This window comes from Rhizobium leguminosarum (assembly GCF_004123835.1).
Lineage (GTDB): Bacteria > Pseudomonadota > Alphaproteobacteria > Rhizobiales > Rhizobiaceae > Rhizobium > Rhizobium leguminosarum_M.
Window position 1 is genome coordinate 146,913 of sequence record NZ_MZMU01000002.1, and the last position, 18,103, is coordinate 165,015.

Here is an 18,103-nt window from a genome sequence, read left to right on the forward strand (position 1 = left end):
TCGTCATCAGGCCCCTCAAGATCTGAGGCGGCGGCCGACGAAACGGGCGCCTCGTCCGACCGCTCTGGTACTATACGAGGCGGCCCAGGCGAGCGTGCTTTCGTGGGCATCTCGGCCGGCACCGTAGCCGTAGGTCAGCGACGCCCCGCCCGCGGCGAGTGCGGAGGCAATACCGGGCAGCTGGTAGAAGACGTAAAGGGCGGCAAGGCAGATGGCGCAAAGGGCGACCGGACGCATCATGACATCCGTGTAGCTTTCGATTGCCGTGAAGGTCGTGTCGATACAGCTGATCAGCAGTGAACCGATCGCGACGACCAGGACCTGGAGAATGACGAAATTGGCGAGCTGACCGATCCAGGATTCGGTAAAACGACGGGTGGACTGAAACATCGCAAGCGCGACGAAGATCGGGCCGATCGCCAACACGATAGCGAGCGCCAGCCGGGCATAGAGCGAGACGATATAGCCGATCGCCGCCACGGTGAAGCTCGCGCCGATCGCCATCATCCCGCCGATGCCGTTGACGATGTCGGCGGGCCACGTGGCGCGCGCCCAGATGTCCTGAGCACATTTCTGGCCCTTGTCGAGCAGGCTGTCGAAGGTAGAGGCACTCGGTGCCGTCCCCGAGTTCAGCGCCTGCGAGATCTCGCGTGGCAGCGTGTCGAAGAAAATGTTGGTGACATAGCTCTGATATTCGCTGGCGTTGCGAACCAGCATGACGATGATGGCAAGCTTCATCGCCCGAAACGCGAATTCGAGAATGGGCTCCTGGACCGAGCCCCGCAGGACAAGGTAGCCATAGAGCACGACGTAGAGCGTCAGCGCCGCGGTGAGCGGGCCGCTAATCCAGCTGGCGATGTTCGAGGTGCCCGACGAGATGAAATTTTCCAGCGGCGCTTTGAACTGGCCGTCGACGAAGCTGAAGACCTGGTACATGGCTCAGCCTCCAAGCGCCTTGTTCATGCGTTCAAGCCGCAGCTTCCAGTCCGCCGCCTCGGCGTTTTGACAATTTGGCGTCTGCCGTAAGGCGCCGGGATTGTTGCGGCATTCACTTATGATCTTCGCCAGCAGGACCTCATCAGCCATCAGCTCGTCGACGGTATGGATCCTGTCTTCCTCGCCGAAGCAGCCGGAAAGGGTCAGCATGACGATGCCAAGAAGGAGATGTTTCATTTGAGCGCCTCTCCCATGGCATCCAGGCGCTTGCGCCAATCCTCGGCCTTGCGCTGGTCGTCGACCTGAACCTGTGTCTGCTGGACCATCTGCAGAGCCTGCATACGCAGCACGTCGGTTTGCAGAAACGCCGTTTCGGCCTGCAGGCGTGCCTGAAGATCGGCGATATCCTTGGCATCCGCAGCACTGGAGATCTGCTGGCGCAGCTGATCGATGCCGTCGATGCGCTTGGTGGCGGCATCGTAGATCTGCTGGCCGAGGCTCATCTGGCCGGCATTTCGGTTCTGGGCGCGCGCCAGTTCCTGCGCGTAGAAGTCATTGGCATCAGTGCGATAGGTGGAATTATTCTCGAGGAATTTCGAGGCGGAGGTGCCGAAGGCCCCGGTGCCAGATCCTTTGAACAGCCCTTCGATGGCATTGAAATCCTGCGGCAATGCCTTGCGGATCGAAGGATCGTTCAGCACACCGGCGACATCGGCCATGTTGGTGATCTTGTTCAGCGATGCGTAAAGCTGCTGCGCCTCCTGAAGTTGTTGATTGAGCGTGTCGAGCTGCGATTTAAGCTGGGTGATGCTTTCGATCTGCTTGGCGATCGCCGTTTCATCGATGACCGGAATGCCCTGTGCCGATGCCGTTCCAGCCGGCAGCAGTGCAGCCATCATCACCAGAGTGAATTTCATTCCGACCCTTTGCATCAATCCGTCCTCCTTCTTTGCTGAAACACCGGTAGCCAGTCTTCGAGCCGGTCGCCGACCTCCGCGCGAATCGCCTCGGCGAGTTCGACGTTGGCGGTTCGGCCGGACAGGATGTCGAGCTCGTCATCGAAACCCCTGAGGTTCAGTTCGGCGACGACGCTGTTGTGACCCTGCTTGACGACGAAGCGGCGGCTCTCGACCGAAAGCTCGCGGGAGAGAAGCGCGAACTCGCGCTCCGTCAGTTTGAACCCGTCGACGTAATCGGCATGATCTCCGCGCGGATTGGGTAAGAAGATCTGCGTCGGGCACTGCTCGATGATCGTATGGGCGATCGGCGAGACGATCGCATCGCGCGGGCTTTGGGTCGCAAACAACATCAGCCCGTTCTGTTTGCGGATCGTCTTCAGCTTGTTCTGGGCGAGATCACGAAAGCCATCGTCCTGCAGGGCCTTCCAGAACTCGTCGATGACGATGATGATGCGCCGCCCGTCGATCAGCTGCTCGATTCGGAAGAACAAATAAGACATCAGCGGAGCGCGAATTTCCTCGTTGTCGAGGAAGTCGGACATGTCGTATCCGATGAACTTGGCGTCGATCCCGATGTCGTCGCTCGCATTGTCGAACACCCAGCCGAGCGGCCCTCCCCTCTCCCACCGACGCAGCCGCGCGGCGATACCTTCGGGATCGGTATTGTTGAGGAAGGTGCGCAAGGCGCCGATCGAGCGCCTGTCGACCGGCAGGTCCGCCAGGCCGTCGATGGCCGATGCGATGTCGCGCAACTCCGAGACCGTCAGCTCGCGCTTCGCCGACCCGACCAACTGGCCGACCCAGCGGGCGAGGAACACCTTGTTCTCGGGCGTGAGTTCAAGCGCCTTCAACGGGGCGCAACCGGTGGCAACACCGTTTCGAAGCGGCAGGTAAGTGCCACCCGCGGCCCGCACGAACAGGTCGGCTCCTCGATCCTTGTCGAAGAAGACCATGTGGGGATCATGTTTTTCGAGTTGGGAGAGCATGAAGTTCAAGAGCACCGTCTTGCCGGTGCCGGACGGGCCGCAGACGAACGTGTTGCCGAGATCGCTATGGTGGAAATTGAAATAGAAGGGCGAGCCGGAGGCAGTCTTCAGCATGGCAACTGCCGGTCCCCATTCATTGCCGTCCTTCCTGCCTGTCGGATAGGAATGATAGGGGGCGAGTGCTGCAAAATTCCGCGACGTGATGGCACCCGATCTCGCGCGATAGCGGAAATTGCCGGGCAACTGCCCCCACCAGGCCGCCTCCAGCCCAAGATCCTCGCGCGCGACGACCGCGCCACCGTTGGTGAGATAGGCCCGTGCTTTGGCCATATGGTCGGTGAGTTCCTTCACCGAAGGCGCAAAGACCGACAGCGCCAGATGGTGCTCTCCAAGCACAAACCGGTTCGACTCCAGATCGTCCATGGCATCGCCGAGCTCGTCGATCTGCGACGCCGCCTTGTCGCCGGCGCTCACCATCTGGTTCTGTTTGCGCCCCATGATCGTTCGTGCATCGGCCTTCGAGACGAAGGCAAAAGACTGCGTCAGGATGAGTTCGAACGGCGCCGTCAGGATGCCATCGAGCATGCCGCTGCGGGTGGTCGCCGGATATTCCTTGAACCCGAATAGGCCGGCGTAACGGCTGTCGGCCTCATGACGGATCTCGATGGTCTCCCGTCCGAAGATCACCCGATCCGAATAGATCGCCGAGGATATCCTGCCCTCCGTCAAGGGAACGCGCTCTCGCCGGCCGCCGACGATCTGGTGCAGCACCTCGCTCGGCTCGGAAAACAGGATGCCGTCCTGCCCGTAGACGGAGAGCACACGAGGCTCGAAGCGCTTCAGGCCCGCAGTGACGTCGGATACCTTGTCTTGCAGGTGCTTCAGGGCATCCTCGTCGACTTCGACTCCGGCACGGCGCGCCCTGCGCAGGCGCGAAAGAAGGTTGGCGGCCTTTTTGGCCGGATCCCGGCCCGGATGCCAGACAAGCGAGAGATAAAGATCGTTTCGAAACAGATCCTCATCGATCATGCGTTGGCGGTATCTTGCATTCAGACCTTGCGAGAAAGGATTGGCGAACTCTCCACCCGGATAGTCGTTGTTGCGACGGCGAATGACATGTGTCCAGAGCGCCAGGCGCTCATCGGCGATGTTGCGATAGAGCGTATTGAGGTCGCGGTGCAGACTGTTGAGATCCAGGACATCGGCGGTTTCGAAGGATATGCCTTCGAGCGCGAGCATCACCATCAGCACCCTGGATTCGAGCGCAATCGTCGTCTCATCGACATGACGGACGTGCGGAATGAAGATTTCGGGCCCGAGTTCGCGCGAGCGAAGCATTGCTATTTTAGGCAAGGCTCAAATCCCTTTCGTCATAGCGCCTGATGAGCGTCAGAGGCGAGAGGGTGGCGCCGCCCCAATAGGCGGTGTTGCGCGACCGGCCGCGGGTCTCGATCCAGGAGATCAGGATCCGGAACATGTTGTGGTCGTGCTTGACGAGCGTGCGGAATATGAAATGGAAGACGACACCGACAAGCGCATAGGCGATCGACCCCGCGACAATGTAGAGGATCGTCGTCAGCATGACGTTCACGCCCATCGCCTCCATCGTCACGCCGGCGATCATCGCCGGGCGGGTGCAGGCAAGGAACAGGGTATCTTCCTCGATAGCGGCAGCTGTCGGCATGTTGATCAGCTTCCAACGATCGTATTGACGAGTTCCGTCGCCCCGAAAATCCCGCCGATGCCGATGATCCAGAAACCGGCGCGGCGCAGATCCATGTAGCCGAACATCCAGGCAATGCAGATGATGATGACGGCGATGACCGCGAGCAGGCGGGCGATGTTGCCGGTCAGCATGGTGACGATGTTCTGCAGCACGGTTTCAACGCCGGCTGCCTGGGCGAATGCTGGCTCCACCAGGCAGGCGACGATGGCGGCGGCCATCAGGAGAGAGGCCCCGACAGGGCGAAGGTTTGCTTTTGAGATCATTCACTTTGCTCCGATCGACTTTTTTGAAACACGAGAACCTGGGATGACCGCTGGGCGTTGAAGACGTCCCACGACGCGGCTTCACCGGATTGGGGAAGAAATTGTGCGGCCGGGGATATCTCCCGGGTGGCTGACGGCTCGGCGCGAGCGGCTTCTTCGCGCGGCTCGGCGATAGCGAGCGACGCCAGGTCGGAAGGCAGGCGAACCATTTCCTGGCGGACCTGCTCGTCATATTTGATCATCTCGCCGACGGACGGATCGTCACGCCCGTAGTAGGATTGAAGCATGACGTTTTCGGCTTGCATCGCATCGGCACCGGCGCGCAAGGCAAGGCGATAATAGCCGTCGAGCAGAGTGGCCGTCGCCTTGAGGTTCAGGCAGGGATCGAATGCATCCGAAATCGAAAGCTTGAGCCTGCGCAACTCGTCCAGGCCGATGCCGCCAAGACCGATCTGGACGTCCTGCCGATCGGCGACGAGGGAGGTCGCGAGTTCAATTGCCTCGGCCTTTGATGAGGGTTGGCGCTCAAGCGGTGGACCGCTGTTGATACGGATAGCGAAGGGCTTGAAACCACTCTCGAGACTGATGACAGCGGCGAGCGTCCTGATTTCCACCATGGGCGCGCAGTTCTGGGCGAGATCCACGAATGCCACGACCATCGATCAGTACCAGACCCGCTGCGTTGCCATCCCGTCGATCGTGACGTCGATATAATGGGGCTGCGATCTGACGTTCGGGCGGGCCGTCGGATAGCCCATGCATTGGCGCCGTCCATCCAACAACTGCCAACGCGGGGACAGAACCGAACCGTTGCTGAAATCAAACCCGTCCCCAACCTGAGGGCAGAATGCATCGCTCACCGGTTGGAGGGCTGTCGACACGCAGGTTGTTTCTTGCCCGCGCGGACCATAATCGCTTTGCAGCCGGTATCCGGTTTCGCAGTAATAAGGCTCATAGCCCGGGCGCGAACTGTGGAAGGTGGCGCCGCTGCATGTCGGGAATGAATGCCCCTCGGCAAGCTCGCGCCACAGCTTCTGGATTGGCGGCCGGCATTCCGCGAACTGCGTCGCGCCACCGGGGTTGGAGAGGCACAGGATAACCTCGCAACCCCAATCATTTGCTTGCGCCCTGTCAGGTGAAGTAAGGTAGGGTGGCGCTATGCAGCAGGCCGCGACGACCGAGTTGAGCAGAAGGTTTTTCATGAGCAAGATCCTTGAAAGGACATCCCATTGCGGAAGAGGCGGCTTGCCTGTAGAGCAATTTATACCGATTTATATAACACAGTAAAAAGACATGACAAGAGCAATCACGACCCAATGGCGTAACCTTGCTTTCTCAGGTCTCATCCTGCACGAGATCCTCGATCACCCCCTGGAAGACGAGACGCCTCAGGCAAGGCTGAAGCAGGTCGGCATGATGACGGTCCTCTACAGCATGAACCAGGCGCACCAGAAGTTAACTCTTTCCAGCATCATGGAAATCACGGCTCTGACACGTAGCGGCGTCAAGGAGACGGTGGATCTCTTGGTCAAACGAGGGATGCTGGACGAGACGATCGTGAAGAACTCAATGGGCCGTGGAACGGCGCGCCAGTTTGAGATTTCAGAAGCGCTTCTGGAGAAACTGAGCTCGTTCGGAGCTGGGTGAGCAAGGAATTTAAGTGACGATTTTGAACGTCTGGAGCCGATAGCTCACGAAATCGCCACCGGCTCGCAGCTGCTAAATCGGATTGACCCGGTTACGATCAATAACGTCCCAGGGTCAAAGTGACGGATTGCAGGATAAAGGGTGAGATGCGTGCCGGACAGATTGGGCGCCCGGCTGCCGTATCCTCGGCCACGACACGAAACCAAAAATCGCCGTGTTCGCCATCCCTGGCGGTTTGACACGGCATTGCAACGCGCCAAACGAGTGCCGGTATCAGGCTTTGGTTCCCCGGGATAAAGTGTGTGCGCCTTCGAACCCGTGAGGCACTGAAGCCGTCACCGCAGCGACAAGAGAGCATTTGCTCTCGGTAGGAAAAGCCGGAACTATCGCCCCACGACAATGAGATGTGTAGACCGCTCTGGCTCGAGCGCGGTTCGAAGCAGTGCGACAACGTGGGAACATTATATGCGATCGCATGGTTCGAGCTGCAGCCATTATGCTGCGGGACCTCCATGCCATCATTGCCAGCAGCGCCGAGAGCGCTACCACGAATAGTCATCATCAGCGACTTCCAGGACGGCGATGGCGAAAACGCAGAGCCTCGGACCCCGGCACAGTTTCGCGACCAGTGGCTCGCAGGTAATCGGGGACCTCGTCCTCAACCCGCCGATCGGGGCCTAAACCTTCAGGTGATCGGCGGCTATATCGAACGGCTGCCGCTTGCCGTTCTCAAAGCCGGGCTTGTGGACTGCGCCGAGGTCTGGACGCATTGGCACGGCGCGACACCGCCGATTGAACAGCCTGGCGCCAACCCGTTTCTGATGCGCCGCGCATTTCAGGCAAACGGGTCCGAAGCGCCGTTTTCTTCCAACGACATGCTGGGGCACATTGCGGCCTTCGGGCCGCCGTCGATCCTCTGCGTGTGGGGCCTCGGTGTGAGCGAAGACGTGTTGTTGGCATGCCGCGGCAGTTTCAAGATTTACAACTCGATCGACGCACCCGCCTTGCGCGTTCCCTTTGACGTGAGCCGGCATTTCGACCTTATTCTCACCGGCTCCGAATGGCAGTCGGAAGCGGTGCGCTCACGCCATCCGACGATACCGACGATCATCATGCCGATTGGACCCGAGTTCGCCTCAGAACTTACCTTCAGGCCGATCGACATACCGAAGACCTACGACGTGATCTACGTTGCTGCTGCGCAAGCCTATAAGCGGCACGACATCCTGTTTCACGCGCTTGCGAAGCTTCCGCGTTCGATACGCGCCCTATGCGTCTGCGGCTACGGCGAGATGATGGGTACATTGCGTCGCGAGGTCGGCGAACTTGGCATCAATGTCGACTTCATCGACCCGCCCGGCGTACCGTTTGAGGAGGTGAACAGGCTGATGAACCAAGCGCGCATCGGCGTGGTCTGCGGCATCGATGACGGCGCACCAGCAATCCTGACGGAATATATGTTGGCGGGAATCCCCGTCCTTGCCAACAGCCAGCTGCGCTGCGGATTGCAATTTATCACGCCCGAGACGGGTCAAGTGGCCTCGCCCGAGAAATTTCACGAAGGCATTCGCGACATGCTGGCCCGGCTCGAGACGTTCAAGCCGCGCCAGGTCGTTCTAGCCAACTGGACGTGGCCGCACAGCCTGCGAAAGCTGAGGTCCTTCATTGGCGGGTCAGCCAGATAACGCCCTCCGGGAACATTCGTCACCATTCTTGGTTCGGGATCATTCTGATTGCGAGGTCCTCGATGAATCTGCTGAATTCTATCCCGCAATTGTCCGACAATAGTTTGTTGGATCACGCGCCGCTCATCTGCTTTTCGCATCTAAGATGGGACTTTGTACTCCAGAGGCCACAGCATCTGATGGAACGGTTCTCACGCGAGCGGCCGGTCTTTTATTTCGAGGAGTTTATCCCGACAGACCACCATCTCGCTTATCTGGAGATTCATCCCTTCGACGGCACGAGCGTCAAAGCAGTCCGCCCGCGCATCCCACATTGGTGGAACGAGGTCGAACGGGAGGCCGCGCTTCGCCGACTGCTGGACGATCTCATTTTTCTCCACGGCGGCAAGCGTCCGATCCTTTGGTTCTATACGCCGCTGATGTTTGGCTTTGCCCGGCATGTCGATGCTGTCGCGATTGTCTATGATTGCATGGACGAACTCGCGAACTTCAAATTCGCGCCGGCCAATCTCAAGGCGTCCGAGCAGGCCTTGATGGCCTGTGCCGATGTCGTCTTTACCGGCGGTCTCAGCCTCTATGAGGCGAGACGGGGTCAACACGACAATATCCATCCGTTCCCGTCGGGGGTTGATACACATCACTTCCGCGCCGCCCGATGCCCTTTGCCCGATCCACCCGACCAGGCGCGTATTCCTCAGCCTCGTCTCGGATATTATGGGGTTATTGACGAGAGGCTCGATCTCGACTTGATCCGCAGCGTCGCATTGGCCCGGCCTGACCTTTCCTTCGTATTCTTGGGGCCAATCGTAAAGATTTCGCCGGATGATCTACCCCAGGGTGCCAATATCCATTATCTCGGACAGAAGGCCTATGCTGATCTTCCGGCGTATCTTTCGGGTTGGCAGGCTGCGCTGATGCCGTTCGCGCTGAACGAGGCCACGCGCTTCATCAGCCCCACCAAGACCCCTGAATATCTCGCCGCCGGCCGGCCGGTGGTTGGAACCCAAATCGTCGATGTCGTGCGCGGTTACGGCGACGTGCCGGGGGTGTTCTTGGCAAACGGCACCGAGGCCTTTGCCGAGGCGTGCGATGCGGCACTCTTGTTGTCCCGCTCCGACACGGCGTGGTTGGAAGTGGTGGACGGGGTTCTGGCGCTATCGTCATGGGACCGTACCTTTCGCAGAATGTCCGCGCTTGTCGAACAGGCGGCAGCGCAAAAAATCGTTTCGGCCACCCTTCCTGAAAGATTTCGCGCCGGCACCGCCCGCCGGCCACCTTCGGATACCTACGACTATCTGATCGTCGGCGCTGGATTTGCCGGATCGGTTCTTGCCGAGCGGCTCGCTGCCGACGGTGGCAAAAAGGTCCTTGTCTGCGACAGGCGCCCCCATATCGGCGGCAACACCTACGATCACTATGATGAGGCGGCGATCCTGGTTCACAAATATGGCCCGCACATCTTCCATACCAACAGCGAGGATGTCGTTGCCTACCTTTCCCGTTTTACGGCATGGCGGCCCTACGAACATCGGGTGCTTGCCCAGGTCGGCGATCTGCGCCTTCCGATTCCGATCAATCGCACGACACTGAATGCGCTCTACAACATCGATCTGACCAGCGACGCCGAGGCCGCGCGTTTTTTGGCGGACCGTGCGGAGCCTTGCGATCCGGTGAAGACATCGCGCGACGTCGTGATATCGCAGATTGGCGCGGAGCTCTATCGGACCTTCTTCGAGGGCTACACTCGCAAACAGTGGGGGCTCGATCCGTCCGAACTTGACCGATCAGTGACGGCGCGTATCCCGACCCGGACCAATACCGATGATCGCTACTTCCTGGATCGCTTTCAAGCCATGCCGCTTGACGGCTATACCCGCATGTTTGAACGGATGCTGAACCACGACAATATCACGGTGATGGTCGGCACGGATTTCGCCGATCTCAGGCGTGAGAGCCTGGCTGATCATACGATCTTCACCGGTCCCATCGACGAATATTTCGGCCACTGCTTCGGGCGTCTGCCCTATCGCAGTCTGAAGTTCACCCACGAAACGCATGATGTGCCGCGCCTATTGCCGGTCGCCGTCATAAACTACCCGTCGGAGGATGTGCCCTATACGCGCGTCACGGAATACAAGCACCTGACCGGCCAGGTCCATCCGATAACCAGTATCAGCTATGAATATGCGAGCGCCGAAGGAGAGCCCTACTATCCGATCCCGCGCCCGGAAAACCAGGCGCTTTACAAACAATACGAAACCCTGGCGCGTACGCGCGACGACGTCACCTTCGTCGGGCGGCTTGGCACCTACAAATATTACAACATGGACCAGGTCGTCGCCCAGGCGCTAGCGACATACCGGCGCCTGCGGGATCGGCAAGTGACCAGCAGAACCCTCGCCGGCGCCCAGCATGACTAAAAAGCCCCACGTCACTCTGGCAACCGATAGCTTCAATCCTTCCGGGATGGGCGAACACATGCTCGCTCTCGGCCGCGGTTTGAGCGAACGCTGGAATGTCACCATCGCGGTGATGTCCGAGGATCCAACGGGCTTGTTGGCGCGCGCCGCGCGCGTCGGGCTTGCGGTGAAGCTGATCCGGGATACAGACGAGTTTCACGAGTGGTTGTCGAGATCCAGCGTCGATATCCTGCACGTCCACGCAGGGATCGGATGGGAAGGGCACGATCTGGCAGCGGCGGCCGATGCCCGCGCCATTCCGATCATACGCACCGAGCATCTCCCATATCTTCTCAATGACCCGGAACAAATCGAGTGTTATCGACGCGAAACCGAGAAATTGGCGCATATCATCGTCGTTTCCGAAGCCTCACGTCAAAGCTTCCGGGAGGCACGGGTCGCGCCCTCGCGTTTGACGGTCGTTCGAAACGGCATCTTTCCGCTTCTGCCCGTGCGATCCGCCACCGATTTTTCGCAGGAACTCGGCCTTGTCGGAAAGACCGTCCTTTTGACGGTCGCGCGTTTCACCGAGCAGAAAGACCAGGCGTCGCTGGTGCGCGCCTTGCCGGCCGTCTTGGAGAACAATCCTTCCGTTGTCTTGCTTCTTGTTGGGACAGGCCCCGAAGAAGAGCGCGTGAGTGCCCTGGTGACGGATTTGGACCTGGCCGATCACGTCCAGTTTCTAGGTCACAGGGCCGATGTCGCCGAGGTCATGGCAATCGCTGATCTCTTCATTCTTCCATCGCACTTCGAGGGGCTTCCGCTGGCCGTTCTGGAGGCCATGTCGCTTGCCGTGCCCGTGATCGCAACCCGCATTGGCGGGACGGTGGAGGCGCTCGGCGATGATCATCCTTACTTCACCGAGCCGGGCAATCCAGCGGCGATTGCCGCCGTCATCAATCACGCGCTGGCCGATCCTCATCGTCTGGCGGCAAGCGGCCGGGCCGGCCTTGAACGTTTCAAACGGGACTTTTCCGTCTTTCGAATGGCTGCCGAGACCGGGGCCGTCTACGAGCGGTTCCTGACCCAGCCGGGAAACCAAACACAAAAGGACACTTCCATGGAAAAAACACGGCTGGGCTTCATCGGCGTCGGAGGTATCGCCCGCCGGCACCTGGACATTCTGGCGAGCTTCGACGATGTCGAACTCGTGGCTTTTGCCGACCCCGATCTTGGCCGGGCCGACGAGGCGGCGATGCGCTTCGGTGCGAGATCGTTCGCGCATCATCGCGAAATGCTCGATACGCAACAGCTTGATGCGGTCTATATCTGCATCCCGCCTTTTGCCCATGGCGAACCCGAGCGCGATCTCATCCGGTGCCGAATACCTTTTTTTGTCGAAAAGCCGGTGTCGCTGGGCCTGGCGCTGGCTGAAGATATTGCTGCCGAGGTAGCCAACGCCAACCTCGTAACGGCTGTCGGCTATCATTGGCGCTATCTTGATATCGTTGACGAGGCCAAAAGCCTGTTGGCAGACAATCCCGCGCAGCTTCTGTCAGGCTACTGGCTCGACTCGACACCCCCGCCGGAATGGTGGTGGAAAGCGGACAAATCGGGCGGTCAGATGGTCGAACAGGCAACCCATCTCCTCGATCTCGCCCGGTGGCTCATCGGCGACGTCACCGAAGTCTACGGACGCGCTGGCTATAAGGACAGACCGGATTTTCCAGGCCTGGACGTACCGACGGTGACGACGGCGAGCCTCACCTTTGAAACGGGCGTGGTCGCCAATATAGCTTCCACCTGCCTTCTCGGCTGGAGCCATAGGGTCGGCCTGCACATTTTTGCCGACAGGCTGGCGATCGAGCTGACCGACCGTGAGATCATGGTCGATGTCGGACGAGGACGCCCGGTGCGCACCGCCGACGGTGATCCGGTCTGGCGCGAGGACCGCGATTTTATCGATGCCGTGCGCGGTGGTGAAAACCGCATCCGGTGCCCCTACGGCGACGCTGTAGCAACCCACCGCCTTGCCCTGGCCGTGGTGTCCTCGGCCCGCAGTGGGTCGGTCGTGCATCTCGACCCCTCCGGGATTAGACGGACTCAACCGGCGCCGCTGCAGCCGCAGCCGCGGCCGCCGCGGGGGCTTCCACCAGGCCATCGCAAGATACGCTCGCTTGGCGTCGAGGCACCGGGCCGTGCCTATTTCTTCGACTATGAGGAAGGCCCGCCGGCCGACGGCCACTTGCGGCTTGACACGCTGTTCACTGGTCTGTCCGCGGGCACCGAGCTGACCTTCCTGAAGAACACCAATCCTTATTTCCGTTCCCGCTTCGATGGCGGGCGCGGCGTCTTTATCGAAAACGAGCCCGACCTGCATTATCCCGTTCCATTCCTCGGCTACATGGAGGTCGCGCGCGTTTCGCAGTCGCGTGCACATGGTTTCTCCGAGGGCGCGGTGCTCGCGGCGAGCTATGGTCATAAGACCGGCCATACGGCAGACCCGTTTCACGATCTCTTGGTCCAGATGCCCCCGGAGCTTGATCCCCTGCTCGGCATCTTTGTCGCACAGATGGGGCCGATCGCCGCCAACGGCATCCTCCATGCCGACGCGGAAACGTTCGGGGCGAATGTCCCTGCACTTGGTGCGGGTGTCGCCGGTCGTCCGGTGATCGTTCTCGGGGCCGGCACCGTCGGTCTGATGACGGCGCTCTTTGCCCGCGTGCTTGGCGCCTCCGACGTGGTGATCACCGACCCCTCCGACTTTCGCCGGAAAAAGGCGGAGGCGATGGGGCTGATCGCGATGACGGAAGATCAGGCTTGGCAGCATGCCAAGGCGCGCTGGCATGACGGGACGATGGGACGCGGTGCCGATCTCGCGTTTCAGACACGAGCGCATCCCGGCAGCCTGCATACGGCGCTCAAAGCTTTGCGGCCGCAGGGTACGGTGATCGACCTTGCCTTCTACCAGCACGGAGCGGATGCCTTGCGACTTGGCGAAGAATTCCACCACAACGGCCTGAACATACGGTGCGCTCAAATCAACCGCGTTCCCCGCGGGCTCGCTCCACTGTGGGATCGGCGCCGCCTTGCGCGTGCGACGGTCGACCTCCTTACCTCAGACGGAACAACGATCCGTCAGCACATGGTTACCCACGTCGTCCCAATCGACGAGGCACCATCCTTCCTCGCCGATCTGGTCGAGAACCGACCGGAGTTTCTGCAGGTCGTCTTCAAGGTTGGCGAATGACCATCGAACCGACGCCCATGCGGATCCTCTTCGTCTTCGCTTGGCTGGTCGTCGGCGGGGAGGAGACCGAAGTGCGGCTTCTGGCCAAACACCTTGATCGCCGTTACCGCATCGACGTCGTGGCCTGCTTCAAAAAGCCCGGCATGCCCGAGCAGACCCATGTACAGCTCCGCTCGCTCGGGATCGACGTCGATACCACACCCTACGACTTGTCGTTTAACGACACGGTCGGCTACCTTGCCGGGAAGATCTCGAGCTACGACGTCGTCATCTCCTGTCAGAACGTCGCGGATATCTATCCTGCGTTGGAGCGCCTGCATCTTCGCCCGCCGCTGATCGAACATGGCGGGCTCGTTTCTGAAGCACTGGCCGGCCCCAAACATTTGACGACCCGCTACGTCGGCGTATGCCGTTCCATCCGCGACGCCGCCGCATCGCGGATGCCGGGACGCGAGCATGATGCGCTTGAGATTCCTTCGATGGTCGACCTCTCGGCATTCGATCCGGGATTGCGGGGACCGACCCGTAGGGCTCTAGGGATTGCCGAGGACGAGGTCCTGATTGGCTGGGTCGGCCGGCTCGACCCCAAGAAGAACGTCGAGGATTTTATCGAAGCCGCTGCTCTGGTGAGTGTCGCGGCCAAGCATGCCAGGTTCGTGATTGTTGGCGGGCCTGATGCTTTCGTGCCGGACTATGCGATCCAACTCAAGGCCTTGGCGTCCCAACGCGGGCTCGGCGGTGTGCTTCAGTTTCTGGGCGACCGGAAGGATATCCCTGCCCTCATGGCGTCATTCGATATCTTTGCCTGGCTTTCAAGCGGCGAAGGCATGCCGCATGTCATTGCAGAGGCCGGTGCTGCAGCCCTCCCGGTGATTGCAACGCCCGACAACGGCGCGAAGCAGCAGATTGACGACCACGTATCTGGTCTGTTCGTCCCCTATAGGGATGCCACCGCCGTGGCCGGACAGATGATCGCTCTTTTGCGGGACACGCGGCGTCGACATGCACTCGGGACCGCACTACGGCGGAAGGTGGAGACCACCTATTCAATCGAGGCGGTTTTGCCGCAGTGGGAGCAGCTGCTGGCGGATGTCTGCGGCAAGGGCAAAGCTGCCGGTCCGACCGGTCTGTTCCGGTCGTTTCTGCAGGGCGGTTTCGAATGCTCGACCCATCGGCTTCGGCCGCGGGAAGGTGAGACCAAGGGCCGCCGTCTCGACATGATTGCCGCCGTCAGCCACGATCGCTACGCCGAAGACGACTACCGTCAACTTCTAGGCCTGGGGATCCGCACAGTGCGCGACGGCTTTAGATGGCACCTCATCGAGAAATCCGGTGGCTATGACTGGTCGAGCGTGCGACCGATGATACGGGCGGCCGCGATGACCGACACGCAGGTCATCTGGGATCTGCTGCATTATGGCTGGCCGGACGATCTCGACATCTGGTCGCCGCGTTTTGTCGATCGCTTCGCCGCATTCGCCCGCGCTTGCGCAAAGCTGGTGCGCGAGGAGTGCGACAGTGTTCCCTTTTATTGCCCAGTCAATGAGATCTCGTTTTTCTCCTGGGGCGGCGGCGATGCCGGCTATCTGAATCCGTTTGCCAATGGCCGAGGTTTCGAACTGAAAGTGCAGCTGGCGCGCGCGGCAATCGCTGCGATGGACGAAATCAGTTCAGTCGACCAGCGGGCGCGCTTCGTTCACTGCGAGCCGGTGATCAATGTCACCGCGCATCCCTCACGGCCCGAAGACAGAGGTATTGCCGAGGGTCACCGCCAATCGCAATACCAGGCGTGGGATCTCATCGGTGGTCGGTTGTGGCCACAGATCGGGGGAAGCGAGCGCTATCTCGACGTCATCGGCGTGAATTATTACTTCAACAACCAGTGGATTCATGGGGGCACACCGATCGACATCGGGCACGAGCTATACAAGCCCCTCAATGAGATTTTGCGCCAGACTTTCGCGCGATACGGCAGGCCGATCCTCATCGCCGAGACCGGTATCGAGAACGAGCGACGCGCGACTTGGTTCGAATATGTTGTTGGCCAAGCTTCCCTGGCAATGCAGTCTGGCGTTCCGCTGGAGGGACTATGCCTCTATCCGATCGTAGATCATCCGGGTTGGGACAATGGCCGCCAGTGCGCAAATGGCGTTCTTTCGACGGAGGTCACGGCATCCGGACGAACTGCATACGCACCGCTTGCGGCCGCTATTCAAGCGGCGCGAGCTGGGATGCCTTTCGCAACCGATCGAGGCGGCCAAAAATGCATCCCGTCGCGAGCCGCCCGATGACAATGGGACGGCAAATTCACCCTTACGGCGGACCAGCGTCTCGTCATGCGCCGACCGCTAGGCAGGATACAGCGGTCCTCGTCAAGCGGCTGCGCATCATAAGATAAATTGGCTCTGCGGGAACAATTCCTCGACCCGTGAGTACGACGTCACCACGCACTCGAGAACTCAAAGGAGTTCAATCCATGTCAAAACTCGCCACCAACCGAATACCCGGCGACGTCGCACATACTGTCGATCCTTCCCTAACGACATCATTCAACAACATTGCATGGGGAGCCGTGTTTGCCGGTGTCGTTCTCGCTCTTGCCACACAGCTCCTTCTAAATCTGCTCGGCGTTGGCATTGGTGCGGCTGTCCTCGATCCGGCGACCTCGGACAATCCGGCGGCCAGCACGTTCTCGATTGTCGGCGGCCTCTGGTTCGTCGTCGCCGGCATCATCGCATCCTTCATCGGTGCCTATGTTGCCGCGAGGCTTTCCGGCAGACCAAGCAAATCCACGGGCGGTTATCACGGGGTCACATCCTGGGCCGTGACCACGCTTGTCGTTCTCTTTCTTCTGACAACGTCGGTGGGTTCGCTCGTCGGCGGTGCGTTCAGCGGCCTGTCGAGTATCGTCGGCGGAGTCGGCCAGACGGTCGCAACGGCTGCGACCGCGGCCGCTCCGGCGTTGGCCACAGCAACCGACCCGATGGGCACCATCGAACAGCAGATCAGAAATGCCAGCGGAGGCAACGATCCTGCCGCTCTGCAGACTGCAGCGGTCTCGGCCATGACGGCGGTTGCCACCGGAGATCAGTCGAAGATTGACGATGCCAAAACACGTGCCGCCGACGCCCTGGCCAAGGCCCAGAACATCCCAGTCGATCAGGCACGGGCGAAGGTGGATGAATACGAGGCCAGCTACAGAGCTTCGGTCGAACAGACGAAGCAGCAAGCGTTGGCCGCAGCCCAGACGGCGACGAAAGTCGTGTCACGGGGTGCGCTTCTGGGTTTCCTCGCGCTCATGCTCGGCGCAATCGCAGCCTGGTTCGGCGGCACGGCCGGCACCAAGCCCGCTTTGTTTGTCGAAGAACACACTTCCACCCAACGGCTTTGATCACCACCGGAAAGGAAACATCATGTCTATCGAACCGAAAAATCTCAGCGATCTTCTCTACGAAACCCTCAAGGACATTTACTTTGCGGAAAATCAGATCCTAACCGCCTTGCCGAAAATGGCAGAAGCGGCCCGGTCTCCTGACCTCAAGCAGGCTTTCCAGACCCATTGGGAGCAAACCGAGGGCCAGGTCAAACGTTTGGAACAGGTTTTTGAACTGATTGGCCAGCCAGCGAAGCAGAAAACCTGTAGTGCCATCCTCGGAATGATCGAGGAAGGGAAGGAGATGATGGAAGAGTTTAAGGGAACCGCCGCTCTTGACCCCGGCCTTCTAGCCGGCGCCCAAGCGATTGAGCATTACGAAATCAGCCGCTATGGCACCATGCTTTCTTGGGCAAGGACGCTCGGCCAGGACGAGGTTGCCGAGCTTCTCGGCCAGACACTCGACGAAGAAGAGTCGACCGACGAGCTACTATCGGAGATCGCCGAAACCGCGGTCAATGCAGCTGCCGCATGAAAGCTCAGGCGCGCGCCGCATAGGCGCGCGCCTGAGGAAGCAAACTCACTCAAAAACCGTCTGTCGGGTTAAATATCGCCGACAATATCAGCAAGGAAAACAACGGATCTGCTTCGAAACCGGCGCCAGATGTGGCCACGCTCAGCGGCGGCACGGCGACCGTTAGTCCCTGCCAAGCACAACCGCGATGATGGGCGCCCCCTCTGCTTTGCCGTAGGTTCATGCGTAGAAGGCGTCAGGGGACGACCTGATCCTGCCGGAGTGGGCACCCTTTGATCGAATGGCAATCCAGCCGTTAGCGTCAGTCGCTGAAGCTGCCACGCATGCGCGGTGATGGGCCGTAT

Annotated in this window: 15 protein-coding genes; 7 read left to right on the forward strand and 8 right to left on the reverse strand. The window is 60.2% G+C overall.

The annotated features are described in order from the left end of the window. Positions 1–15 precede the first annotated feature (15 nt). The 8 genes from B5P46_RS02120 to B5P46_RS02155 are packed head-to-tail and all read right to left on the reverse strand — an operon-like array spanning position 16 to position 6,072. Complete coding sequence (locus B5P46_RS02120) at positions 16–936, reverse strand: type IV secretion system protein (RefSeq protein WP_129417245.1); 921 nt, start codon at positions 934–936, stop codon at positions 16–18. A 3-nt stretch (positions 937–939) separates the two neighbouring features. Further along, complete coding sequence (locus B5P46_RS02125) at positions 940–1,173, reverse strand: EexN family lipoprotein (RefSeq protein WP_129417246.1); 234 nt, start codon at positions 1,171–1,173, stop codon at positions 940–942. After that, positions 1,170–1,868 (reverse strand): P-type DNA transfer protein VirB5, encoded by a 699-nt coding sequence (gene virB5 / locus B5P46_RS02130; RefSeq protein WP_129417247.1) that lies wholly within the window; start codon positions 1,866–1,868, stop codon positions 1,170–1,172. The genes B5P46_RS02125 and virB5 overlap by 4 nt, the downstream gene beginning before the upstream one ends. Further along, complete coding sequence (locus tag B5P46_RS02135) at positions 1,868–4,234, reverse strand: VirB4 family type IV secretion/conjugal transfer ATPase (RefSeq protein ID WP_129417248.1); 2,367 nt, start codon at positions 4,232–4,234, stop codon at positions 1,868–1,870. Before B5P46_RS02135 ends, virB5 begins: the two co-directional genes overlap by 1 nt. Continuing rightward, entirely contained in the window at positions 4,227–4,565 is a 339-nt protein-coding gene (locus B5P46_RS02140) for a type IV secretion system protein VirB3 (RefSeq protein WP_129417249.1), read from the reverse strand. The genes B5P46_RS02135 and B5P46_RS02140 overlap by 8 nt, the downstream gene beginning before the upstream one ends. Positions 4,566–4,570: 5 nt before the next feature. Continuing rightward, complete coding sequence (locus tag B5P46_RS02145; RefSeq protein ID WP_129417250.1) at positions 4,571–4,870, reverse strand: TrbC/VirB2 family protein; 300 nt, start codon at positions 4,868–4,870, stop codon at positions 4,571–4,573. Continuing rightward, positions 4,867–5,529 carry a lytic transglycosylase domain-containing protein gene (locus B5P46_RS02150; RefSeq protein WP_129417251.1) on the reverse strand — a complete coding sequence of 221 codons (663 nt, stop codon included), beginning with the start codon at positions 5,527–5,529 and terminating at the stop codon, positions 4,867–4,869. The genes B5P46_RS02145 and B5P46_RS02150 overlap by 4 nt, the downstream gene beginning before the upstream one ends. A 3-nt stretch (positions 5,530–5,532) precedes the next feature. Beyond that, a complete protein-coding gene (locus B5P46_RS02155; protein WP_129417252.1) occupies positions 5,533–6,072 on the reverse strand; it encodes a hypothetical protein in 540 nt (179 codons plus the stop codon). Positions 6,073–6,163: 91 nt separating this feature from the next. Between B5P46_RS02155 and B5P46_RS02160 the strand changes: the two genes are divergently transcribed. The 7 genes from B5P46_RS02160 to B5P46_RS02190 all read left to right on the forward strand — a co-directional run bounded on the left by B5P46_RS02160 (position 6,164) and on the right by B5P46_RS02190 (position 17,759). Beyond that, entirely contained in the window at positions 6,164–6,517 is a 354-nt protein-coding gene (locus B5P46_RS02160) for a MarR family transcriptional regulator (protein WP_129417253.1), read from the forward strand. A gap of 512 nt (positions 6,518–7,029) precedes the next feature. Continuing rightward, a complete protein-coding gene (locus tag B5P46_RS02165) occupies positions 7,030–8,202 on the forward strand; it encodes a glycosyltransferase family 4 protein (protein WP_164986444.1) in 1,173 nt (390 codons plus the stop codon). Between the two features lie 62 nt (positions 8,203–8,264). Continuing rightward, entirely contained in the window at positions 8,265–10,622 is a 2,358-nt protein-coding gene (glf, locus tag B5P46_RS02170) for a UDP-galactopyranose mutase (RefSeq protein WP_129417254.1), read from the forward strand. After that, positions 10,615–13,851: a glycosyltransferase gene (locus B5P46_RS02175; protein WP_129417255.1), complete on the forward strand. Its 3,237-nt coding sequence runs from the start codon at positions 10,615–10,617 to the stop codon at positions 13,849–13,851. The genes glf and B5P46_RS02175 overlap by 8 nt, the downstream gene beginning before the upstream one ends. Then, entirely contained in the window at positions 13,848–16,142 is a 2,295-nt protein-coding gene (locus tag B5P46_RS02180; protein ID WP_129417256.1) for a glycosyltransferase family 4 protein, read from the forward strand. Before B5P46_RS02175 ends, B5P46_RS02180 begins: the two co-directional genes overlap by 4 nt. A 185-nt stretch (positions 16,143–16,327) precedes the next feature. Then, entirely contained in the window at positions 16,328–17,242 is a 915-nt protein-coding gene (locus B5P46_RS02185; RefSeq protein WP_129417257.1) for a PhnA-like protein, read from the forward strand. Between the two features lie 22 nt (positions 17,243–17,264). Then, complete coding sequence (locus B5P46_RS02190) at positions 17,265–17,759, forward strand: ferritin-like domain-containing protein (RefSeq protein ID WP_129417258.1); 495 nt, start codon at positions 17,265–17,267, stop codon at positions 17,757–17,759. The last annotated feature ends 344 nt before the right edge of the window (positions 17,760–18,103 follow it).